The following is a 21,668-nucleotide window of genomic DNA, read 5'->3' on the forward strand; positions in this document are numbered from 1 at the left end:
CATGTCCACCACCACCCTGCCGACGCCGCGCCGCGGCCTCGACTACAAGAAGTTCCTCGCCAACAACGGCGCCCTGGTCGGCCTGGTTGTTCTCTGCCTCGCTCTGTTCATCGCAACCCCGGACTTTCTGACCGGGCCGAACCTGCTCAACATCGGTATCCAGGTATCCACTGTTGCCGTTCTGGCCTTTGGGATGACCTTCGTCATCGTCGCTGGAGGGATCGACCTGTCCGTCGGCAGCGTGGCGGCACTGTCGGCCATGTCTTCGGGTTGGATGTTCGCCAGTGCTGGCCTCCCCGGCTGGCTCGCCCTCGTGGGCGGTCTGGTAGTCGGAGCACTCGCCGGAGTTATCAATGGTTTGGCGAACGCCTACGGAAAGCTGCCGTCGTTCATCGCCACCCTCGCGATGCTCAGCGTGGCCCGCGGACTGACCCTGGTCATCTCCGACGGCCGGCCGATCAAGACCGCGCCCGAGGTCTCCTTTCTCGGGGGCAACCTGGGACCGGTACCGATGCCGATCGTCATTCTCGTGATCGCTGCCTTGGCCGCGTCCTTCCTGCTCAACCGCACCGTGATCGGCCGATCGATGTATGCCGTCGGCGGCAACGCAGAAGCGGCCCGGCTCTCCGGGCTGCCCGTCAAGCGCATCCTCGTCACCGTCTTTGCCCTGGCCGGACTCTTCGCTGCCCTCGCCGGGCTGCTGCTCGCCGGGCGCCTCGATTCCGCGCAGCCCCAGGCTGCCGCCGGTTACGAGCTCGACGCTATCGCGGCCGTCGTGATCGGTGGCGCCTCACTCTCCGGTGGTCTCGGCCGAATTTCGGGCACCCTCGTGGGCGCCCTGGTTCTGGTCGTTATCCGCAATGGCCTGAACCTGCTCAATGTCACCTCGTTCTGGCAACAGGTCGTGATCGGTCTCGTGATCGCCCTCGCCGTGGGCATCGACGTGCTTCGCCGCAAGACTCGCAATAGCTGACCGCTTTCAGCGAACTTTCCGCTCCATCCGCCTCACCCAAAGGAAACACAATGAAGTCATCCTCGTTCCTCAAAATCGCGGCCGTGACCGCAACAGCGGCCTTGATCCTGGTCGGAACCACTGCCTGTGGGCGTGGCGGCGGCGCTGAGGCCTCCGGCGACAAAATCGTGATGGCCATTTCCACCCTGAACAACCCGTTCTTCGTGGAATTGCGAGACGGTGCAGAAGCTGCTGCCAAGGAAGCCGGAGTGCAGCTGAGTATCGTTGACGCCCAGAACGACTCGGCCACGCAGGCCAACCAGCTCGCGACGGCCGCCTCCAGCGGTGCCAAGGCCGTTATTGTGAATCCGGTGGACTCGGATGCCGCCGTCTCGGCAGTGGATGCCTTGATCACGTCCGGAATCCCGGTCATCGGAGTCGACCGCACCGTCACCGGCGTCGACCTGGCATCACTCGTCGCGAGCGATAACGTAGCCGGCGGCCGTCAGGCAGCCGATGAGCTGGCCAAAGCCATGGGCGAAACGGGCACCGTTATCCACCTGCAGGGCGTAGCCGGAACGTCTGCCAGTCGGGAGCGCGGCGCTGGCTTCGACGAGGGCATGCAGGCATACCCCGACATCACCGTGGTCGCCACCCAGACGGCCAACTTCGACCGTGCCGCCGCGCTCGACGTCACCACCAACCTGCTGCAGGCCAACCCGGGCGTCACCGGTATTTTCGCCGAGAATGATGAGATGGCCCTCGGCGCCATTCAGGCGCTGGGAGCACGGGCCGGCTCCGAGGTCTTCGTCGTCGGCTTCGACGGCACGGCCGACGGACTCGCCGCAATCGAGGCTGGCACCCTGGTCGCCACCATCGCCCAGCAACCGGCCGAGCTCGGCAAACTCGCCATCGAATTCGCCATCAAGGCCATCAACGGCGAGACGATCGCGAAGACCATTCCGGTCGAGGTCGTCTCGGTCACCAAGACGAATGTCGGCGACTTCGCCAAGTGAGTCACCTCGCCACTAGTGCCCTCACCCCGCCAGCCAGCACGGCCGCTCCCGGCTTGGTCGTCGTCGTTGGATCCATCAACCTCGACCAGCTGATCCGCGTGCATCGCCACCCCAAGCCGGGCGAGACCCTCATCGGAACGTCGATGGAATTCTTGCCCGGCGGCAAGGGGGCCAATCAGGCCGTGGCCGCGGCCCAACTCGGTGCCAGCGTGCGCATGGTTGGCGCTGTCGGTCGGGATTCGCAGGCCGACGTCGCCACCGCGATCCTGACCGATGCAGGTGTTGACCAGTCGGCCGTGCGAACGGTCGATGAACCCACCGGGCTGGCCCTGGTCAGCGTAGATGATGACGGGGAGAACACGATCGTCGTCGTCCCCGGTGCCAACGCTCTGATGGGTGCCGAGACCGTTCAGGCCAGCGCGGGCATCATCGCTGCTGCTGCCGTGGTGGTTCTCCAGGGTGAGATCCCGGCCGACGGAATCGCCGAAGCGGCGCGACTGGCGACGGGACGCGTGGTGCTAAACCTGGCCCCAGTGATCGAACTGGATGCCGAGACGATCCGGCGCGCCGATCCGCTCGTCGTCAACGAGCACGAGGCCGCCCTCGTACTCGCACAACTGGAACCGCACCGCGTTGTCCCAACCGATGATGGTGAGCTGGTGAGCCGGCTGCTGGAGACGGGCGTCGCATCCGTTGTGCTGACGCGCGGCGCGAAGGGTGCCATCTGTGCCGATGGCGATGGTGCCAAAACCGTGCCATCGCCGACGGTCGTGGCCGTGGACAGCGCGGGAGCTGGCGATGCATTTGTGGGAGCGCTGAGCGCGCAGCTGGCGGGCGGGATGAGCCTGCATGAGGCCGTTCGTCTGGCCGTGCGAGTTGGGGCCTTCGCGGTGCAGAGCCGCGGAACCCAGACCTCGTATCCGACAATGGCGGACGTGCTGCCGACGGTGAACGCATGAAAAGGCGGGGCATCCTGAACGCTGAGCTATCGGGGGCACTGGCCCGGCTCGGTCATACAGATGTCGTTCTGCTCGCGGATTGTGGCATGCCGATCCCGCAGGGGGTTCCCGTCATCGACTTGGCTGTGGTGCACGGTATCCCGCGGTTCGAACAGGTTCTCGACGCCCTGCTCGATGAGATGGTGTTCCAGGGGTGCGTCGCGGCGGAGGAAGCCAAAACCGCCCCCGCTGGAGTCTGGCTGGCTGAGCGCTTTAACGAAATCGAGTACATCAGCCACGCGGAGTTGAAGACGTTCTCCGCCACGGCGAAGCTGTTCATTCGCACGGGGGAAGCAACGCCGTTCGCCAATGCGGCGCTGGTCTGCGGGGTGTCGTTCTGACAGCGGTCATCTACTTCGTCGCGGATTGCAATGGCACATTCTGGGGCGTCTCCGGCTGCTGCTGGCGATCGTCTAGCCCGGCTACGTCACCCATCTCCTGCTGCTGTTTATAGGCGCATGATCGCCGCAGCGCAGCGCGCGGCTGGGCCACGTACGATCAGTGGATGCCCCCGCGTTCTCCGCTCCCGCAACGTCACGGCCTCGATGCCGCGTGGGTGTGCACGCCGGAATGGGCGAAGCATCCGCTTTGGAAGACGATGGGCGCCTGGCTCGACGAGCGCTTGTCGGAATTCGTCGACGTGGCCGGCTTTCTGGTTCGGGGGCGTTTCGTCTACGAGTCGGGCACCGCAGTCGGCGGCCACGATCCGTACCGGCCGTACACCTTTGTGTGGTTCCACCGCGATCTGGCCGAGGAATCAGTTGTTCCGGGGCTTATCCACGTGATCTATCGCGACGAGCGGATTGTGGTGATCGACAAGCCCGCTTTTCTCTCGTCCATTCCCCGCGGGCGCCACGTCGTACAGAGTGTGGTGGTGCGCCTGCGCGCAGAGCTGCAGCTTCCGGAACTTTCCCCGCTGCATCGGCTGGACCGGGTGACGTCGGGGGTGCTGGTTCTCGCTACCGAGCGACGTTGGCGCGGGGCGTACCAGTCGATGTTCCAACGCCGCGAGGTCGCTAAGACCTACCGCGCGCTGGCGCCGCTGCTACCGGGCCTCGAACTCCCCGTGACGGTGCGCAATCACCTCACGACGCGCCGTGGTCGGTTGCAGGCCGAGGTGCTGCCGGGCGCGTCACCCAACGCAGAATCGTTGATTGAACTCGAATCAGTGATCGACGACCAGGGCAGCTACCGGCTGACACCCCGCACCGGTCGCACTCACCAATTGCGCCTGCACATGCTCGGCTTGGGGATTCCGATCAGCGACGACCCGCTGTACCCGATCGTGCAGGATGTCGCGCTCGATGATTTCACCCGCCCACTGCAGTTGCTTGCGAACGAGGTGCGCTTCACCGACCCCATCGACGGGGGCGTGCGCCAATTCGTCAGCGTGCGAACGCTCCCATTGCGCAGCGAGATCAGCTGAGCGGAATCAATGACGCCTGTGCTGGTTAGTAGCGGCGGTTCGACGGCCGCAGTGCATCCATTTGCCGACGCTGGCAACGGTGGCCGGGGCGGCCCGCAGGCATCGCGCAACTCTCGCGTCTAAAATACGGACATGCCCCAAATCGTTCATGAGTTCGTCTGGCCTGACCGGGTCGTCATCGGTACCGTTGGCCTGCCCGGGGAGCGTACGTTCTATCTGCAGGTGCGAAGCGGCACGCGGATCGTCAGCATCGCATTAGAGAAACAGCAGTCGGCGCTGCTCGCCGAAAAGATCGACGAGATTCTCGACCAGCTGATCACCTTCGAGGGCAACCCGTTTAGCATCCCGACCGGTACACCCATCGAGCTCGTCGATAACGACCCGCTTGAGCAACCGGTCTCCGAGGAATTTCGCACCGGCTCGATGAGCCTGGGCTGGGATCCATCGACGGTTCAAGTGGTGATCGAGGCCTACCCGATTGTCGACGAAGACGAGGAATCGCTCGAACCGCTAGAAGCGGCCAATGTACTGCTCGTGCGCATGCCTGTCGGAACCGCCCGCGCATTCGCGATGCGCACTCGAGAGGTCGTGGGCGCCGGGCGGCCGATGTGCTCCCTCTGCGGTTATCCCATTGACGCCGACGGGCACACCTGCATCGTTCCCGAGGACTGATGCCGATTCCCGACCTGGTCGACGGCGAGTTGAAACTCACCGGCCGAATCACGACGGCCTCGAATGCGACCTTCCTGGGCAGTATCGATGGCGCGATGGTCGTCTACAAACCGGTGGCGGGGGAGCATCCGCTGTGGGACTTTCCCGACGGCAATCTCGCCGGCCGCGAGGTCGCGGCGTACCTGGTCTCGCAAACGTTCGGCTGGAACATCGTGCCGCGTACCTGGCTGCGCGATGGCCCGATGGGCGAAGGTATGGTGCAGATCTGGCAGGAGCCTGACCCCGCCCAGAGCCCCGTCGACCTGGTGGCTGCTGACGCCGTTCCTGAAACCGGGTGGCGACACATTCTCGACGGGCGAGACGAGCACGAGCGGATGGTCACCCTCATTCACGAAGACAGTGCCCCGCTTCGGCGGATGGCCGTGTTTGACGTCGTCGTGAACAACGCCGATCGCAAGGGCGACCACATTCTCGCGATGACCGATGGGCACCGACACGGAGTCGATCACGGGCTTACTTTTCATGTCGAACACAAGCTGCGCACCGTGCTGTGGGGGTGGCTGGGCGACGCGCTCACCACCGACGAGCTCGACGGCATCGACCGGGTCAAAGCCGGACTTTCCGGCGAACTCGGCACCACCCTCGCTGGCCTGATCAGCGCCGAAGAACTCACGGCATTCGCCGCGCGTTGCGACCAATTGCGCTCTGAAGCACGATTCCCGGCCCCGAGCGGCGACATGCCCGCTGTGCCCTGGCCGCTGTTCTGAGAACGCCACTGTTCTGAGCCCCCGTAGCGAAGGGTTTGATGCGTATCGTGCGCGCGGGATCTTGGGGTGTGCGACGCTAGGGGCATGGATCTTGAGGTGTCGGCAGCGCTGACCATTCCCGAGCGCGAACTCGGCTGGCGCTTCTCGCGATCGTCCGGTCCCGGTGGTCAGCACGTCAACACCTCCGACAGCCGGGTTGAACTGTCCTGGAACGTCGCCGAGTCCACGGTGCTTTCCGACGACGAGCGGATGCTGCTGCTCACCCGCCTCGAGCACCGTCTCGTTTCCGGGGTGGTCACCGTCGCCGCGAGCGAGCAGCGTTCCCAGCTGCGCAATCGCGAGTCGGCCCTGCGCAAGCTCGCCGACTTGGTGACACAGGGACTAGCCGCGGAGCCGGCCAAGCGCCGCGCGACTAAACCGACCAAGGGCTCCGCTCGGCGGCACCTCGCCGTCAAGCAGCAGCGCTCAGCCACGAAGCAGAACCGCCAGCGTCCGGCGGCCGAGTAGGCCGGCGACCCACCGGCATCCGCTCGAAGGGGCCGCTACCGAACGAGCAGCATCTGCCGAAAGTACGCGGCCAAATCCGCGGTCGCCGTCAGCGGCAGCACGTTCGCGACGTACTGGTCGGGACGCACGATCACCACGACGCCGGCGCGACTGATGCCGCGGTGCTCAAAGATGTCATGATCCGGGTCGGTGGCGTAGACCTTCTCGTAGTCGATCAGCCCGAACGGGCCCGTTTTCGGCAAAAATGCCTCGTCAACCTGGCCGAAGTCAACCTCGGTGTGCGGCTGTTGGTAGACCACCTTCACGTCGAAGACGCTATCGATGTCGCTGTCGGCCGGGGTGTGCGCGCGCAGCGGCGAATCGAGGGCGGTGCGCATCCACTCGGCCCAGGTAGCCAGTGCTTCAGCGGATGCGTCAGCGAATGCATACACGCGCCAGCGGCCGTCGGCGCGGTGGTGGTGGCCCAGCTGCACCGGGTTGGCGTCGCCCACGCGCACCACCGGGGCGGACTTAAACCGTTTGCCGATCGGGAATCCGGTGGCGAGGGATTGGTGGGTCGCCTCGCCGATGAGCATCGACGGCGGGTATTGGGTCATGAAGCCCGCCGGAAACTCGGCTGTCTGAGTGTAGAAATCCTCGAGCGGAACCTTGAGGTCTTCCGGCTTCGCCGCCATCAGGCTCGACCACTCCTTGTCGAAGTCGATCAGGTTCTTCGCGATGACCTGACGCTCGGCGGAATAGGTGCTGAGCAGGCTTTCCGGGCTGCGGCCGTCGAGCACGTAGGCGAGCTTCCAGCCCAGGTTGAAGCCGTCTTGCATTGAGACGTTCATGCCCTGGCCCGCTTTGGCGCTGTGGGTGTGACAGGCGTCGCCGGTGATGAAGACCCGTGGCGAGCGGATGCCGATTTCTTCGGGAAGAAGGTCGTCGAACCGGTCGGTGAGGCGGTGGGCGACCTCGTACACGCTGTGCCAGGCGACGTTCTTCACGTCGAGTGTGTAGGGGTGCAGAATGGCATTCGCCTTCACGATGATCTCGTCGATCGTCGTCGTGCGCACGGCGCCATTGTCGTCGGCGGCCACCTCGCCGAGGTCGACGTACATGCGAAACAGGTAGCCGCCCTCGCGCGGAATGTGCAGGATGCTTCCGCCGGATCCGGACTGGATTGCGCACTTGGTGCGGATGTCGGGAAAGTCGGTGACGGCGAGCACATCCATGACACCCCAGGCGTGGAAGGCCTGGTCACCGGCGAGCGTGCACCCGATGGAATCGCGCACGTCGCTTCGGGCGCCGTCGGCGCCGACCACGTACTTGGCGTGCACGGTGCGCTCCTGGCCGGTCAGCTCTCCGCTGGTGTGCCGGAGCGTCACGGTAACGGGGTAGTTGCCCTCTTTGGTGTTGGTCAGGTTGAGCATTTCATAACCGAAATCCGGGGTCATGCGGGTGGGCGAATTGGCCATCACCTCGGCGAAGTAGTCCAACACGCGCGCCTGGTTGACGATGAGGTGTGGAAACTCGCTGATGCCGGTGGGGTCATCGATGGCGCGGGCCGTGCGGATGATGTTGGCCGGGTTGGTGGGGTCGGGCTTCCAGAACGCCATCTCGGTGATGCGGTAAGCCTCGGCGATGATGCGTTCGGCGAAGCCGAATGCCTGAAAGGTCTCGACGCTGCGGGCCTGGATTCCGTCGGCCTGGCCAATCGCGAGACGTTCGCCGCGGCGCTCGACGATGCGGGTCGTGATGCCCGGAAACTGGGAGAGCTGGGCGGCGGTGATCATGCCGGCCGGGCCCGTTCCCACTATGAGAACGTCGACCTTGTCAGGGAGCTCAACGGGGCGATCGATGCCGACCCCGGCGGCGTCCTGGGTGCGGGGATCGGTGGACACGTATCCGTGGTGGTGAAATTGCACGGCTTCCTCACTTCTGTGTGTGGTTTCTCGGTGTGATCTCTCGGCGCGGCGACTCGAATGCCAGCCCAACAACGTGTTCGATAATAGAACTAGTCGTTCTATTATCGTGTTCTAAATCATATACGACCGTGTGAGATGCGCAACCCGCGCACGGCTAGGCATCCGCTCGAGGCGGTCGGCTTGGTTCGTCGCTGAAGTTGGTTCAAGCTCTTTCCGAGTGGTGACGGCGCGGGTAACGTACTGAAAATGACTATCGAACCGAGACTTCTCGACTGGATGCTCGACTCCGACCCGGCTCTGCGTTGGCGCGTCGAGCGTGACCTCGTCGGCGCACCGGCGGAGGTGTGGCGGGCAACCCGGACCCGGGTGAACACTGAGGGGTTCGGGGCGCAACTTCTGGCCCTGCAGGATAGTGATGGTCAGTGGGCGGGCGGCGCGTATTTTCCGGGAGACTTTGATTTTGATGGCCCCGATGCAGCCGCCGATGCGGGGCAGCCGTACACAGCGACGACCTGGGCGCTCGTCGATCTGCGCGAGCTGGGCGTCGATGCAGCAATGCTCGCTGGAACAGCCGAGCTGCTCGCCGCCAATAGTCGGTGGGAGTACAAAGAACTGCCGTACTGGGACGGCGAAGTCGACTGTTGCATTAACGCCTTCACGCTGGCCAACGGCGCGTGGCTCGGCGTGGACGTCTCGGACAACGCCCAATGGTTTGTCGATCACCGTCAACCCGACGGAGGCTGGAACTGCGAATGGGTGGAGGGCTCGACCCGATCCTCGTATCACTCGACGCTAAATTCCTTGAAGGGGTTGCTGTATTACGAAATGGCGATCGGCGGCACCGAGGAGCTGCGTGCCGCCCGCCACGCGGGAGAGGAGTATTTGCTGCAGCGTGGACTGCTACACCGGCTGTCCACCGGTGAGCAGGTTGCCCCGTGGGCGACGCGGTTTGCCTACCCGTTTCGCTGGTTCTACAGCGTGCTCAGCGCCGCGGATCACTTTCGAGCTGCGGCCCTGCATGACGGCACCGTGCCTGACCCCCGACTCGCCGAGGCGATGGACCTGATCCGTGCCGCCAGGCAACCGGACGGCACCTGGCTGCAGGAGCGCCGTCACCCCGGGCGGGTGTGGTTCGAAGTGGATGTGCCGGCCGACGAACCTTCGAAGTGGCTCACGTTCTACGGCACCCGTGTGCTGGACTGGTGGGACGGCGCCACCGGCTCGTAAGTGCCCCTTGACACAGTGCGTCTTCTCGCAACGATGGAAGGGAGCTCGCAGGGCGCGGGCGCCTGATTCTGGGTGCTGCCAGCTAGAACTGCCAGGGGAAAGGCGACCAGTCGGGTTCGCGGTGTTCCAGGAATGCGTCTTTTCCTTCGACGGCCTCGTCGGTGCCGTAGGCCAGGCGGGTGGCCTCACCAGCGAAGATCTGCTGGCCAACCATTCCGTCGTCGACGGCATTGAACGAGAATTTCAGCATGCGGATCGCGGTCGGCGATTTTGTCAGGATGGTGTTTGCCCAGTCCAGAGCGGTCGTCTCCAACTCTGCATGGGGCACCACAGCGTTCACGGCGCCCATCTCGTAGGCACGCTGGGAGTCGTACGGACGCGCAAGAAAGAAGACCTCTCTCGCGAACTTCTGCCCGACGTGCTGGGCAAAGTATGCGCTGCCGTAGCCGCCGTCGAACGAGCCGACGTCAGCATCCGTTTGCTTGAACATGCCGTGTTCTTTGCTGGCGATCGACAGGTCGCAGACCACGTGCAGGGAGTGTCCGCCGCCGGCCGCCCAGCCGGGGATGACGGCGATGACGACCTTCGGCATGAACCGAATGAGGCGCTGCACCTCGAGAATGTGCAGGCGCCCTGTGCTCGCGACCCCGTCGCGGTACTGGTAGCCGTCGCGGCCGCGGATACGCTGGTCACCACCGGAGCAGAATGCCCAGCCTCCGTCCTTGGGGCTCGGCCCGTTACCAGTGAGCAGCACCACGCCGATTCGTGTGTTCTGCCTGGCATCGTCGAGCACCCGGTAGAGCTCATCGACAGACTGCGGGCGGAACGCATTGCGCACCTCTGGCCGGTTGAATGCCACGCGGGCGACCCGCCCGGCATTGTCGTGGTGGTAGGTGATGTCTTGCAGCGCGGAGAAGCCGTCGACGGGCTTCCACAGTGAAGGATCAAAAATTTCGGAAACCTGAGTCATGGTTTCAGCTTAGGTGTGCTCGAATGCCTGGACAGCGGGCATGCTGACAACTCTTCCGGCCTAACTAAACGGATTGCACAGGCAATAAGTGAAGTAGGTGCTGACTGCGGCGGCCCTAACTCCCGAGGCCAACCGGTCGCGACGGGCTGTTCGAGGGTACGCTGTGCGGCATGAAAGCTGCCGTGTACCGCCACTACGGACCACCGAGCGTCGTGCACGTCGAGAATACGCCGCAGCCGATACCCCAGCCGGATGAACTCCTTGTGCGGGTATTCGCCAGCACGGTCAACCGCACCGACTGCGGCTTTCTGAGCGGCAAGCCACTCGTGGTGCGGCTATTTAGCGGAATGCGGGCACCTCGGGCGACCGTTCTCGGCTGCGAGTTCGCCGGCGAGGTCGCCGGTGTCGGCGCCGACGTCAGTACGTTTACGGTCGGCCAACGGGTGTTCGGCTACAGCGGGGTGAAATTTGGTGGTCACGCTGGCTATCTGACCGTCGCCGAGATGGGACTGGTCGCCGAGATTCCGGTAGGCGTTTCTTACGTAGAGGCGTCACCGATTTTGGAGGGCGCCCACTACGCGATCACCATGCTTCGCGCGGCACGGGTCACCGCCGGACAGAATGTGTTGGTCAACGGCGGCACGGGTGGGATCGGATCAGCTGCAGTGCAACTGCTCGTGAACCTCGGCGCTCGCGTCACAGCGGTCTGCGCCACCGCGCACCTCTCCATGGTGCAATCGCTCGGGGCCGAGCGGGTGGTGGACTACACGCGCGAGGACTTCACCGCGCTCGAAGACCAGTTTGATGTGGTGCTCGACGCGGTCGGTAAGAGTTCTTTCGGACGCTGTCGTCGGCTGCTGGTTCCCGACGGAATCTACATCTCGTCCGAGCTCGGAACCCTATGGCAAAATCTGATCCTGGCGTTAACCACGCCGGTATTGAGGAGGAGGCGCGTATTGTTTCCGATTCCCAAGGACACCCGCAAGGATGCATTGTTCCTGCAGGGTCTGGTCGCATCGGGCGAGTTTCGGCCGGTAATCGACCGGACCTATCCGCTTGAGGAGATTCGCGAGGCCTACGCGTATGTCGCGACGGGGCAGAAGATCGGCAACGTCGTTATTCGCGTGCGCGACGAGGCAGTTATGGAGTAGAGCCGGTGGACTGGCGCTCACGGAAGGCGATCATGTTCATGCGGTTGCCGCAGCGCACACTGCAGAAGCGCTTGGACCCGTTGCGGGAGAGGTCGAGAACCAGCCCGGTGCAGGCATCCGCCTCGCAGATTCGCAGGCGACCCATCGCGTCGCCGCGAATGACGTCGATCAGCGCCAGCGCTGCCTCGACGCGCATGCGTTCTCCGAGCGGAGCCTCGGGCACGGTCGCGTGCAGGTGCCAGTCCGAGACGTCATGGCGGGCGAGTTGGGGGAGCGCCCTGGCCTCGCGCAGCATACGGTTGATCTCCGTGACGGCGTCGTCGCGGTCGAGAGTCCACACCCGGCGGAGCAGGGCGCGGGTCTGTCGCACGTCGAGCAGTTCGGCATTATCCCCGTCAATGCGACCGGTGAACGGAATGGGGGCGAGCATGGCGGCGAGGTCGGCGAGCGTTTCGAGTTCGTCGCGGCCGCTTCGGGAGGCCCCGGGGTCAGTGGAGCCGAGCATCACCACAAATTCGAGCGCTTCCTCGGTGTCAGGGGCAAAATGCAAGTTGACTCCTTCACTCTTCAGTTCTACTGTCAGTGGTATAGGCCAGTTTAGACTCTGACAGGCCGACGTCGTCTGAAGGAGCAGCATGAGGATCTCGTCCCTACCGGGAGGCGTGATTGTTGCCGCCATTGCTGCCATCTCGTTCGGAACCTCCGGCGCGCTGGTTAAGCCGATGCTCGAGGCTGGCTGGTCACCGTCGGCCGCCGTAACCGCCCGCGCGTTGACCGCCGGGCTCGTATTGCTGCCGCTCGCGCTGTATTCGTTGCGCGGGCGTTGGGCCGCCCTGTGGCTGGGCCGCTGGCGGGTGCTCGGAATGGGCATCGTCGGTGTCGCGTCTACGCAACTGGCCTATTTTGCCGCGCTGCAGACTATTCCAGTCTCGACCGCGCTGCTGATTGAGTTTCTCGCTCCGCTGCTCCTGGTCGGCTTCGTCTGGGTGACGACTAAACGGATGCCGCGCCGCACGGTGCTGCTCGGCTCGGCTCTCGCCGTCGGCGGGCTGGTGCTCGTGATCGGGCCCGGCGCCATTCGGGCCGTGGACCCGATGGGGGTGCTGTTCGCCTTCGGCGCAGCCATCGCCTGCGCGGTGTTCTTCGTCGTGGCCGCGCGCCCTGCCCAGGGCTTGCCTCCGATCGCGCTGGCGGCCTTCGGGCTGCTGGTCGGGGGAGGTGTGCTGGGCTTGCTCGGCCTGACCGGATTGCTCCCCTTCACCGCATCGCTTCGTGACTTGTCCCTGCTCGGCACGGTTGTGGACTGGTGGGTGCCGCTGCTCGCGCTCTCCGTCATCAGCACCGCGATCGCGTACGTTGCGGGCATTACGGCGGCGGGAATTCTCGGGTCGAGGCTCGCATCCTTCGTGGGCCTGCTGGAGGTCATCTTCGCGTCGCTCTTCGCCTGGCTGCTGCTGGGCGAAGTGCTGACGCCGCTGCAGCTGCTCGGTGGGCTGCTTATCCTGGGTGGCATCGCCGCTGTGGGGGAGGAACGCGTCGAGCTGGCCGCCGAGACGCTGCCGCCGGACGAGCCGGAATTGCCGCACACCCACAGTGACGGCGAGGTCGCCGCCACCGATGAGGCGACGGCTGTGGCATCCGCTTAGGCGATCAGGACCGGGGGCGGATCGTCGATTGTCGGCGGGTTCAGAACGACCTCGAGGGTGTCAGCCCGGCTCAGCGAGCCGGGAAAGTTGTAGCGGGCGAAGCGCCCGGTGGGGTCGTTGGGCGTCTGCGGCACGGCGATCGACGAACGGCGAATGATCTCCGCAACGACGTCGGTCACCGCGGCGGGGAGTGTCTGTCCCGTGCGACCGCGTAGGCGAACGGATGCCCGCGGCCCGCCCTCCGCCCCGAACCGCAGCGTGAGCATACGCGTGTGGGCGCGCTGACGGTCGAACATATCGAGGCGGGCCCAAATGATGTCAGCCAGCGGCACGACTCGGCGCCCGGCCCGCAGTTCGTCCGTGTCGAAGTTCACCCACGCCTGCGGGTAGCGCAGCCGCTGCACGAGGTAGAGCACCAAGAACACCGGCACGACAGCTCCGAGGGAGAGCAGGAATCCCCACCAGATCGAAATATCGAAACTTCGAGCGAACGTGGATCCCAGGTTAATCGGCAGGATGCCCAGAAGAATGCCATTCAGCGGGGTAACGGCGAAGGTGCCCCACCAGCCCGCCCGGTCGAGTCGCAGCCAGCCGGAGGGAAGCATCGCTGGGCTCGGCGCGCTGGTTTCGCTCATCGTCGTAACATATCAGTCGCCCTGCTTTGCCTCACGGTGTGGCTGGTGTCAGACGAGGTCGGCCCCACCCGACCCAACCCGGCGAGCCGCCAGCTTGGCTGCAGCGCCCCGAAAGTTCATGGCGAATCGTTACGCTGCGAGATAGAAATCTGCGCGAAATTTTGGGTCTGGGCGATCTAGGCTGGCAGCCATGACCGGCAAGAAGGACCCCAGCGACGCGCAACCCAGCGACGCCCGACTCAACGTGGCCCGATACCAACTCAAGCGGATGCTGCCGCCCGATCAGGCAGACTCCGCTGCGACAGAAGTGAACGACCCCGAGCAAAACACCGCCGGGCAATCCATGATGGAAGCCCGAGCCCAGTATGTGGAAATGGCCATTCAGCAGGCCATTCGTCGTGGCGACTTCGACAACCTGCCCGGCGCCGGCAAGCCGCTGGCGAACCTCGACCGTGCGTATGACCCGGACTGGTGGATTCGCCAGAAGATCGAAAGCGAGAAGATCACCGGGCTCGGGCCGCCGGCCCTCACCCTGCGCACCGAGAACGCCGAGCTCGACGCCCGGCTGGACAGCGTGCAGTCTGAGGTTGCAGTGACCGAGATTCTCAGAGATTTCAACAGCCGAGTGGTCGCGGCACGCCGACAGTTGCAGGGCGGGCCGCCCGTGGTCACCCCCACCCGCGATGTGGCGGAACAGCTCGCACTCTGGCGGGAGCGCCGCGCCGCGCGCAGCGAGGCCGCCAGGCAACAACGCGAGAGTGAGGCCGCGGCGCTCGCCGCCATGACCTGGCGGGAACGCCGCCGCGCCCGCTCCCAGTGACCGCGGGAGTCGCCTCAACCGTAGGTAGTGTCTAGAGGCCACCTTCGAGCGCGCCGCTGGGTGAGGGAACATTCCGGCGCCCCGAACGTTAGGTCTCCTATGAAGACCATTGTGTACAGCGAAACCGGTGACCCGTCCGTGCTCCACCTTGTTGATCGACCGGTGAGCGAACCCGGTTCGGGAGAGGTGCGCGTTCGGATCGCGGTGAGCGCGGTCAACCCCACCGACTGGAAGTCGCGCCGTGGCACCAAATCGGGCGAGGCGCTGGCTTTCACCGACGTAGTCCCGAACCAGGACGGCGCGGGCTTCGTCGATGCCGTCGGCCCCGGTGTGTCGAATGTGGCCGTCGGCGATCGCGTCTGGCTCGCCCTCGCCGCCTACCAGCGGGCGAATGGCGGAACTGCCCAGGAGTACGCGGTGCTTCCGGCCGAACGCGTCTTTTTGCTGCCCGCCCCGGCCACTTTCGATCAGGGAGCCAGCCTCGGCGTGCCGGCCATCACCGCCTACCGGGCCCTCACAGTGGCCGAAGATGGGCCAACGCGTCTGCATCCCGGGGCGCTCGACGGCAAGATTGTGCTCGTCGCGGGAGGCGCCGGAGCCGTCGGCCACGCCGCCATCCAGCTCGCCCGCTGGGCGGGCGCCACCGTGATCACGACCGTGAGTGGGCCAGTTAAGGCGACCCTCGCGACAGCTACCGGGGCACACCACGTGCTCACCTACACCGACTCCGATGTGGCAGCCGAAATCCGAAGCATTGCGCCCGATGGCGTCGACCTCATCGTCGAGGTGGCTCCCGCCCAGAACTCCGAACTCGACCTCGAGGTCATTCGCAATCGCGGATCCATCGCGGTCTACGCCAACAACGGCGGCGACCAGATGACCCTCGACGTGCGTAAGCACTTCAGCCTCAACGTGCGGTACCAGTTCCTACTGCTATACACCGTCGGCATAGAGGTCGTGCAGCAGGCGGCCGCCGCGATCAATGAGGCACTCCTTGACGGCGCGCTGCCGATCGGAGCGGATGCGGGTCTGCCGCTGCACCGCTTCGACCTCGCCCACACAGCGGATGCCCATGCTCTCGTCGAAAGCGGAGTCACCGGCAAGGTGCTGATCGACGTCTCCGCGGGCTGAATACTTGCCTGAATGCACAAACACCCTCGTCGCGAGCGACGAGGGTGTTTGACTGCTACAGGCTTTAGTACTCGCGGCGCGGAGCGCGCGGCGGGCGATCACCCTGCTCGGCGGAACGCGAGGCGCCGCCCTTGTCGGCACGCAGCTCGATGAGCTTGCCGCTGATGCGGGTGTTCTCCAGCTTGGAGAACACGTCGTTCGACAGGTCAGCGGGCAACTCGACCAGCGAGAACTCCGGCAGAATCTTGATGTGCCCGAAGTCGTCGCGGCTCAGCCCGCCCTCGTTGGCGAGGGCGCCGACGATCTGACGCGGCTCGACCTTGTGACGCTTGCCGACCTCGATGCGGTACTGAGCCATCGGCTTACCGCTCGAACGTACCGGGCGTTCGCTTCGCACCGGCCGGTCGTCGCGGGCGCTGTAGCTGCCGCGGTCGTCGCGGCTGCTTCGCTCGTCCCGATTGAAGCGGTCGGGGCGGTCCGAACGTCCGCCGCGTTCGGGGCGGTCGCCGCGCTGCTCGGAGCGTTCAACCCGTTCGTCGCGCTCGAGGCGCTGCTGGGCGCGAACATCCTCGGCCGAGAGCAGCAGCGGAGTTTCGCCCTGCCCGACAACGGCAAGGGCCGCGGCCACATCGACCTCGGGCACATCGTGGTGGGATACGTAGTGCGCGATGATGTCGCGGAACTTGCTGATGCGGTCGGTCTCGTCGAGTGCCGCCGTGATGGCGTCGTCGAAGCGGGTGAGGCGCGTCACATTGACGTCCTCGACGCTCGGCAACTGCATCTGGGTGAGCGGCTGGCGGGTCGCCTTCTCGATCGCGGAGAGCAGACGGCGTTCGCGCGGCGTGACGAAGCTGATCGCTGCGCCCGAACGGCCGGCGCGGCCGGTGCGGCCGATGCGGTGCACATACGACTCGGTGTCGATCGGAATGTCGTAGTTAACGACGTGGCTGATGCGCTCCACGTCGAGGCCGCGAGCGGCGACATCCGTTGCGACCAGAATGTCGAGCTTGCCACTCTTGAGCTGATTAATCGTGCGTTCGCGTTGTACCTGCTGCACGTCGCCGTTGATCGCCATGGCCGAATAACCGCGCGCACGCAGCTTTTCGGCAAGGATTTCGGTCTCGTTCTTGGTGCGGGCGAAAATGATCATGCCCTCGAAGTTCTCGACCTCAAGAATGCGGGTGAGTGCGTCGAGCTTCTGCGGGTACGACACCATCAGGTAGCGCTGGGTCGTGTTCGCGCTGGTCGTGGTCTTGCTCTTGACCGTGATCTCTTCCGGGTCGTGCAGGTACTTTTTGGAAATACGACGAATCTGCGCCGGCATGGTGGCCGAGAACAGAGCCACCTGCTTGTCGTCGGGGGTATCGGCGAGAATGGTCTCGATGTCCTCAACGAATCCCATGTTCAGCATCTCATCGGCCTCATCGAGCACCAGGAACTTCAGCTCAGAGAGGTCGAGGGTGCCCTTGGCGAGGTGGTCCATGATTCGACCCGGAGTACCCACGACGATGTGCACTCCGCGACGCAGGGCCGACAGCTGCTGGCCGTAGCCCTGTCCGCCGTAAACGGGCAGCACGTGCACGCCTCGCATATGGGCGGCGTACTTCTCGAACGCCTCACACACCTGCAGCGCGAGCTCGCGGGTGGGCGCGAGCACGAGGGCCTGCGGGTTCTTCTGCGCTAGGTCGAGTCGGTTCAGAATGGGCAGCGCGAACGCAGCCGTCTTGCCGGTACCGGTCTGGGCGAGTCCGACAACGTCGCGACCCTCCAACAGCGGGGGAATAGTGGCGGCCTGAATAGCCGAGGGGGTCTCGTAGCCGACGACTTTGAGCGCCTTAAGCATGGCGTCATTGAGTCCAAGGTCGGCAAAGGTCTTCGTTATGGAGGCAGAATCTGCCTCGTTCTGCGTTGTAGTGTCTGGGGCGGTCATAGTATCAACGGTAGTCGAAGAGTTCGCCCCCCGCGTTAAGGCACGTCTGGCAACTTGAAAAGCGGATGCCCGCGGCCGCGGCATCCGCTTATGTCCTGCGCTGGCCGGCCACGCGTCCGCCCCCGCTGGCGGCACGTGTTTGAGAAGTTCGCCCCTGTTTAAACCAGTGCCAACTTCTCAAACCCGTGCCACGAGAGCCATGCAGACAGCTGACCGCATGCTCAGGCCGGGCTGCAACACTCGTCTAATGGAACAGCGCGTGAACTTCATTACCCTGGCCACAAACGACCTCGAGGCAGTGCGCACGTTCTATCGCGACGGCCTCGGCTGGACTCCGCTGGTGGACGTACCCGGCGAGATCGTCTTCTTTCAGGTTGGGCCCGGCCTGATGCTCGGCCTGTTCGACGCTGCGAAGTTCGACGAAGACCTGCAGCGCGAACACACGAGCGGCGGTGCGACCGGCATCACCCTGTCGCACAATCTCCAAAGCCGTGACGAGGTCACCAGCACGATCGCCGCGATGGCCGCAGCCGGCGGTACCGTGCTCAAACCCGCCCAGGACGGCGCCTTCGGCGGCATCTTTCACGGGCACGTCGCCGACCCAAATGGCGTCATCTGGGAGATCGCTCACAACCCCGGCTGGCACGTAGACGACGACGGAACGGTATCGCTTGGCTGAGGCCTAAGCCTTCAAGAAGCCAATCGCCGCCTCGCGGAACGCCCGCGATGTGGGCGCATTGAAGTGATTGCGGCCGGGAATCTCGAAAAAGCTGCCGTTGGGCGTGGCCTCGGCCAAGACCCGGGAGGCGTCGAGAATGCTGTCCTCGCTGCCGGTGGCAAACAGCACCGGCTGAGTGGGTGCGTTTGCGGCGCCGGGCTGCGGGCCGCCGCGCATACCTTCGACCAGGGCGACGAGTGCCGCCAGATCGTTGCCCGGTAGAGCCTTCGCCATCGTGAGATAGGTGCCCGTGAGGCGATCGGTGAGTTCGGTGCCGTGTTCGAGGTGGGCGCGGGCATCCGCTATTTGAAATCTTTTGAGCGGATCACCGTCGGGAATCCCTCCGAGCACCGCCTGCGTGATGCGGCCGCCGAAGTCGCGGGTAGCCTGCCAGCCCACCCGGGCACCGAGCGAGTAGCCCACGTAACGCACCTCGGTGAGCAGGTAGGCATCGAGCACTGCCTCAACGTCGGCGACGAGTAATTCCATCGTGTAAGCGTCGGGGGAGTGCGGTTTGTCACTGGCGCCGTGGCCGCGCTGGTCGATGCCGATGACGTGAAAACCGGCCCGGGTCAGATCGCGGGTCCAGCCGGTGGCGTGCCAGTTCGCGATGGCGCTTGAGGCGAAGCCGTGCACCACGAACACGGTCGGATGCTCCGGGTCGCCGAGCTCGTAGGTGGCCAACTGCACGCCGTCGACGGACGGAACAAAACTGTGCTCGGGGATGTTTCGGTGCAACATCCCCCTATCTCACCACGGATGCTGCGCGGCAGGCGGCCACCGGCCTCGCCAGCACTGGATCTTGGTACGGCGACGGCTGCGCTAGCGACCGGTATAGCAAAAGTGAGGAAGTTTTCAGGAAAGCCGTGCATACTGGGAACTTCGCCCGCGACGCCGCCCGTGGAGTATCGATCCAGAACCGCCAGTGCGACCGCCAGCGATTCGTCCTCTGAAAGCCAGGCCTATTTCTTCTTCAACCACGCCCACCACATCCCTTGAGACCGACGGCAGACGCCTTCAGACTGCCCGTCGTCGCCGGAAGCGGAGCCGCTTGATGGCAGCCGGCGCCGCCATTGCCATCACCGCGGTCGTCGGCACCGGCTTCGCGGTGCAGTCCGCTGTCGCAGACCAGAACGAGCGCACAGCCGTCATGACGGCGCTGGTCGCCAGCGGTGCTGGCCATGCCGAACAGTTGGAACTAAATGCGGGACGCTTGCGAGACCGTGCCGAACACGCCTCAGAAACTGCCGTGACAGGTGCCAGCGTCGTAATCGCTGCAGCGCAGGGCAAAACGGATGCCACCGGCCTGTCGGAATCCGTTGCAGCGCTCTCCCACGTCACCCTTCTTGCTCCGGAACGGATTTTCGAACTCGTCGACGAAACGACAACCGAAACCGCGAATGTGCACGCTTCCACGACCGAGATCGATCGCGTCACCGCCGAGCAGGCAGCGCTTGCCGAGGCCGATGCTGAGGCCGCTGCTGAGGCCGCTGCCGCCGAGGACGAAGCTGCAGCAGCCGTCCCGGAGGCACAGGCCCGCCCGTCCGCTCCAGCTGACCCCAGCGCGGCGCAGCAGATCGCCCATCAACTCATGGCCAGCCAGTACGGTTGGGGTGAAGATCAGTTCGGTTGCCTCGTGAGCCTGTGGGACAAAGAATCCGGCTGGAACGTAAATGCCTACAATTCCTCCAGTGGTGCCACAGGTATTCCTCAGGCACTGCCCGGCAACAAGATGGCCTCGGCCGGAGCCGATTGGCAGACCAACCCCGCCACCCAGATCACCTGGGGCCTGGGCTACATTGCGAGCCGGTACAGCACACCCTGTGATGCCTGGGACAAGTCGGAAGCGTCGGGCTGGTACTAGAGCGGGAGCGGTACGTCGTAGCCAGGCGGTTCCCGATGCGCCACGTTCTGGTCAGGTAGAGATTAGGCGATCCACGCCGGCGCGCTCAACTCGCCCTCGCCCTTCTGCAAAACGGTGCCCTGGCCGAATTGCGCCACCAGTTCAAGCCGCTCCGGCACCCAAATCGTAACGTTCACGTCGCTCGCCGGGCCGAAACGGATACGCTGGGCGTTCGTCTGTCGAGTGGGAGTATCAGTGAACGAGAACACGCAAATACCCGGCGGAGCTATCAGCTCGCAGGTCATCGAGGGCGTTTTCGACCTCGCCCGCGACGGCTTGACCGGTCCGCTGGGCGAGATGATCGACGCCGGAGTGCCCCTCAACGTGGTCAACCCGCGCGGCGACACACTGTTGATCGTCGCAGCGTACCAGCAGCACGCCGAGACCGTCGCTGAGCTGCTTCGGCGCGGGGCGGAAACATCCGCGGTCAATGCCATGGGGCAGACCGCCATCTCGTGCGCGGTTTTTCGCGACAATGAGCCGGTTCTGCGGTTGCTCCTCGAAGCGGATGCCGACCCTGACCTCGGCACGCACAGCGGCGTGGCCATCGCCGACCAGTTCGGCCTGCCGCGCATGCGCGAGATCATCGAGTCGCACCCGCGCGGCTGAAACCAGAAAAGGGCGCCCCCCGAATGGGAGGCGCCCTCACTTCTAGTCGAATGCGTTAGCGTCCGAGGCCGAGTCCGAGGTCGCCGAGAACATCGTTGACGATCGAGTCGACCGAGCCGTCGATGTTTTCAATGTCGACGCCGCCGACATCGGTGCCGTTACCGGCGTCAACCGGGGCGTCCACTGGGGCGTCAATCGGGGCGGTGACGGGTGCCTCGATCGGAGCGACAACGTCGTTGCCGCTGCCGACGGATGCGTCGTTGCCGACCTCGTTGCCCGACGCGACATCACCGATGTCACTGTTGAGGGAATCATTGACGACGCCGCCGTTGAGGATTCCGCCGTTGCCGACGCCGCCTACTGAGGTGTCGTTGCCGAGCACGCCGTTACCGGTCGAGTCGTTGCCGGAAAGGTTGAACAGGTCGCCGATAACGTCGAGGCGGTTCTGCTCGGACGAGCTGTCGGTGCTCGTGCTCGTCGTCGTGCTGGTGCTGTCGCCGTCAAACGCCTGCGCGGGGGCGACGAAACCACCAATGATGAGAGCGGATGCTGCGGCGCCGGTGATTCCCAGGGCGGTGATCTTGCGAACGTTCGTGTGCTTCGTAGTCGTGTTCATGGGAGCTCCTATTCGTTGTTCTGTTCCGGCCTCGTTGTGTTCTCGGGCCGCACAGGTGGTCCGGAGC

23 protein-coding genes are annotated in these 21,668 nt (G+C 64.9%); 16 read left to right on the forward strand and 7 right to left on the reverse strand.

Annotation, left to right across the window (positions count from 1 at the left end):
* Position 1: 1 nt before the first annotated feature.
* The 8 genes from E3T39_RS07445 to arfB all read left to right on the forward strand — a co-directional run bounded on the left by E3T39_RS07445 (position 2) and on the right by arfB (position 6,338).
* Positions 2–973 (forward strand): ABC transporter permease, encoded by a 972-nt coding sequence (locus tag E3T39_RS07445; protein ID WP_134514084.1) that lies wholly within the window; start codon positions 2–4, stop codon positions 971–973.
* 50 nt (positions 974–1,023) lie between these two features.
* Complete coding sequence (locus tag E3T39_RS07450; RefSeq protein ID WP_134514085.1) at positions 1,024–1,968, forward strand: substrate-binding domain-containing protein; 945 nt, start codon at positions 1,024–1,026, stop codon at positions 1,966–1,968.
* Positions 1,965–2,927, forward strand: coding sequence for a ribokinase (locus tag E3T39_RS07455; protein ID WP_134514086.1), 963 nt, complete (start codon positions 1,965–1,967; stop codon positions 2,925–2,927). Before E3T39_RS07450 ends, E3T39_RS07455 begins: the two co-directional genes overlap by 4 nt.
* Positions 2,924–3,307 (forward strand): D-ribose pyranase, encoded by a 384-nt coding sequence (gene rbsD / locus E3T39_RS07460; RefSeq protein ID WP_134514087.1) that lies wholly within the window; start codon positions 2,924–2,926, stop codon positions 3,305–3,307. The genes E3T39_RS07455 and rbsD overlap by 4 nt, the downstream gene beginning before the upstream one ends.
* A 164-nt stretch (positions 3,308–3,471) precedes the next feature.
* Complete coding sequence (locus E3T39_RS07465; RefSeq protein WP_134514088.1) at positions 3,472–4,392, forward strand: pseudouridine synthase; 921 nt, start codon at positions 3,472–3,474, stop codon at positions 4,390–4,392.
* A gap of 132 nt (positions 4,393–4,524) precedes the next feature.
* Positions 4,525–5,064: a DUF3090 domain-containing protein gene (locus tag E3T39_RS07470; protein WP_134514089.1), complete on the forward strand. Its 540-nt coding sequence runs from the start codon at positions 4,525–4,527 to the stop codon at positions 5,062–5,064.
* Positions 5,064–5,831: an SCO1664 family protein gene (locus E3T39_RS07475; RefSeq protein WP_134514090.1), complete on the forward strand. Its 768-nt coding sequence runs from the start codon at positions 5,064–5,066 to the stop codon at positions 5,829–5,831. Before E3T39_RS07470 ends, E3T39_RS07475 begins: the two co-directional genes overlap by 1 nt.
* A gap of 84 nt (positions 5,832–5,915) precedes the next feature.
* Positions 5,916–6,338, forward strand: a complete 423-nt coding sequence (gene arfB / locus E3T39_RS07480) for an alternative ribosome rescue aminoacyl-tRNA hydrolase ArfB (RefSeq protein ID WP_134514091.1) — start codon at positions 5,916–5,918, stop codon at positions 6,336–6,338.
* A 35-nt stretch (positions 6,339–6,373) separates the two neighbouring features.
* On the opposite strand, the gene E3T39_RS07485 is transcribed toward arfB, so the two are convergent.
* Positions 6,374–8,245 (reverse strand): FAD-binding monooxygenase, encoded by a 1,872-nt coding sequence (locus E3T39_RS07485; RefSeq protein ID WP_134514092.1) that lies wholly within the window; start codon positions 8,243–8,245, stop codon positions 6,374–6,376.
* 246 nt (positions 8,246–8,491) lie between these two features.
* Between E3T39_RS07485 and E3T39_RS07490 the strand changes: the two genes are divergently transcribed.
* On the forward strand, positions 8,492–9,472 hold the full coding sequence (locus E3T39_RS07490; protein ID WP_134514093.1) for a squalene cyclase: 981 nt from the start codon (positions 8,492–8,494) through the stop codon (positions 9,470–9,472).
* A gap of 82 nt (positions 9,473–9,554) precedes the next feature.
* On the opposite strand, the gene E3T39_RS07495 is transcribed toward E3T39_RS07490, so the two are convergent.
* The gene (locus tag E3T39_RS07495) at positions 9,555–10,442 is read right to left on the reverse strand and encodes a 1,4-dihydroxy-2-naphthoyl-CoA synthase (protein WP_134514094.1); all 888 of its coding nucleotides are present in this window, start codon (positions 10,440–10,442) and stop codon (positions 9,555–9,557) included.
* A gap of 170 nt (positions 10,443–10,612) precedes the next feature.
* Here E3T39_RS07495 and E3T39_RS07500 point away from each other — a divergent pair, with 170 nt between their 5' ends.
* Complete coding sequence (locus E3T39_RS07500) at positions 10,613–11,593, forward strand: NAD(P)-dependent alcohol dehydrogenase (protein WP_134514095.1); 981 nt, start codon at positions 10,613–10,615, stop codon at positions 11,591–11,593.
* On the opposite strand, the gene E3T39_RS07505 is transcribed toward E3T39_RS07500, so the two are convergent.
* Complete coding sequence (locus tag E3T39_RS07505; RefSeq protein ID WP_174845103.1) at positions 11,583–12,143, reverse strand: CGNR zinc finger domain-containing protein; 561 nt, start codon at positions 12,141–12,143, stop codon at positions 11,583–11,585. The two genes, E3T39_RS07500 and E3T39_RS07505, sit on opposite strands and share 11 nt — an antisense overlap.
* 85 nt (positions 12,144–12,228) lie before the next feature.
* Here E3T39_RS07505 and E3T39_RS07510 point away from each other — a divergent pair, with 85 nt between their 5' ends.
* Entirely contained in the window at positions 12,229–13,239 is a 1,011-nt protein-coding gene (locus E3T39_RS07510) for an EamA family transporter (protein ID WP_134514096.1), read from the forward strand.
* On the opposite strand, the gene E3T39_RS07515 is transcribed toward E3T39_RS07510, so the two are convergent.
* Positions 13,236–13,874 (reverse strand): hypothetical protein, encoded by a 639-nt coding sequence (locus E3T39_RS07515; protein WP_134514097.1) that lies wholly within the window; start codon positions 13,872–13,874, stop codon positions 13,236–13,238. The genes E3T39_RS07510 and E3T39_RS07515 overlap by 4 nt on opposite strands.
* Positions 13,875–14,064: 190 nt before the next feature.
* Here E3T39_RS07515 and E3T39_RS07520 point away from each other — a divergent pair, with 190 nt between their 5' ends.
* Entirely contained in the window at positions 14,065–14,694 is a 630-nt protein-coding gene (locus tag E3T39_RS07520; RefSeq protein ID WP_241979582.1) for a DnaJ family domain-containing protein, read from the forward strand.
* Positions 14,695–14,793: 99 nt separating this feature from the next.
* Positions 14,794–15,825, forward strand: a complete 1,032-nt coding sequence (locus E3T39_RS07525) for an NADPH:quinone reductase (RefSeq protein ID WP_134514098.1) — start codon at positions 14,794–14,796, stop codon at positions 15,823–15,825.
* Positions 15,826–15,889: 64 nt separating this feature from the next.
* Here the strand turns inward: E3T39_RS07525 and E3T39_RS07530 are convergent, their stop codons facing one another.
* Positions 15,890–17,755 carry a DEAD/DEAH box helicase gene (locus E3T39_RS07530; protein ID WP_134514099.1) on the reverse strand — a complete coding sequence of 622 codons (1,866 nt, stop codon included), beginning with the start codon at positions 17,753–17,755 and terminating at the stop codon, positions 15,890–15,892.
* A 247-nt stretch (positions 17,756–18,002) separates the two neighbouring features.
* Here E3T39_RS07530 and E3T39_RS07535 point away from each other — a divergent pair, with 247 nt between their 5' ends.
* Entirely contained in the window at positions 18,003–18,434 is a 432-nt protein-coding gene (locus E3T39_RS07535) for a VOC family protein (protein ID WP_134514100.1), read from the forward strand.
* Positions 18,435–18,437: 3 nt separating this feature from the next.
* Here E3T39_RS07535 and E3T39_RS07540 read toward each other — a convergent pair whose 3' ends face one another.
* On the reverse strand, positions 18,438–19,214 hold the full coding sequence (locus E3T39_RS07540; RefSeq protein ID WP_134514101.1) for an alpha/beta fold hydrolase: 777 nt from the start codon (positions 19,212–19,214) through the stop codon (positions 18,438–18,440).
* Between the two features lie 313 nt (positions 19,215–19,527).
* Here E3T39_RS07540 and E3T39_RS07545 point away from each other — a divergent pair, with 313 nt between their 5' ends.
* Both E3T39_RS07545 and E3T39_RS07550 read left to right on the forward strand, forming a co-directional pair.
* Positions 19,528–20,337 carry an aggregation-promoting factor C-terminal-like domain-containing protein gene (locus E3T39_RS07545; RefSeq protein ID WP_134514102.1) on the forward strand — a complete coding sequence of 270 codons (810 nt, stop codon included), beginning with the start codon at positions 19,528–19,530 and terminating at the stop codon, positions 20,335–20,337.
* A gap of 234 nt (positions 20,338–20,571) precedes the next feature.
* Complete coding sequence (locus E3T39_RS07550) at positions 20,572–20,985, forward strand: ankyrin repeat domain-containing protein (RefSeq protein WP_198416105.1); 414 nt, start codon at positions 20,572–20,574, stop codon at positions 20,983–20,985.
* Positions 20,986–21,040: 55 nt separating this feature from the next.
* On the opposite strand, the gene E3T39_RS07555 is transcribed toward E3T39_RS07550, so the two are convergent.
* On the reverse strand, positions 21,041–21,601 hold the full coding sequence (locus E3T39_RS07555; RefSeq protein WP_134514103.1) for a hypothetical protein: 561 nt from the start codon (positions 21,599–21,601) through the stop codon (positions 21,041–21,043).
* Positions 21,602–21,668: the final 67 nt, after the last annotated feature.

Origin of the sequence: Cryobacterium suzukii, assembly GCF_004403185.1 — a bacterium.
Lineage (GTDB): Bacteria > Actinomycetota > Actinomycetes > Actinomycetales > Microbacteriaceae > Cryobacterium > Cryobacterium suzukii.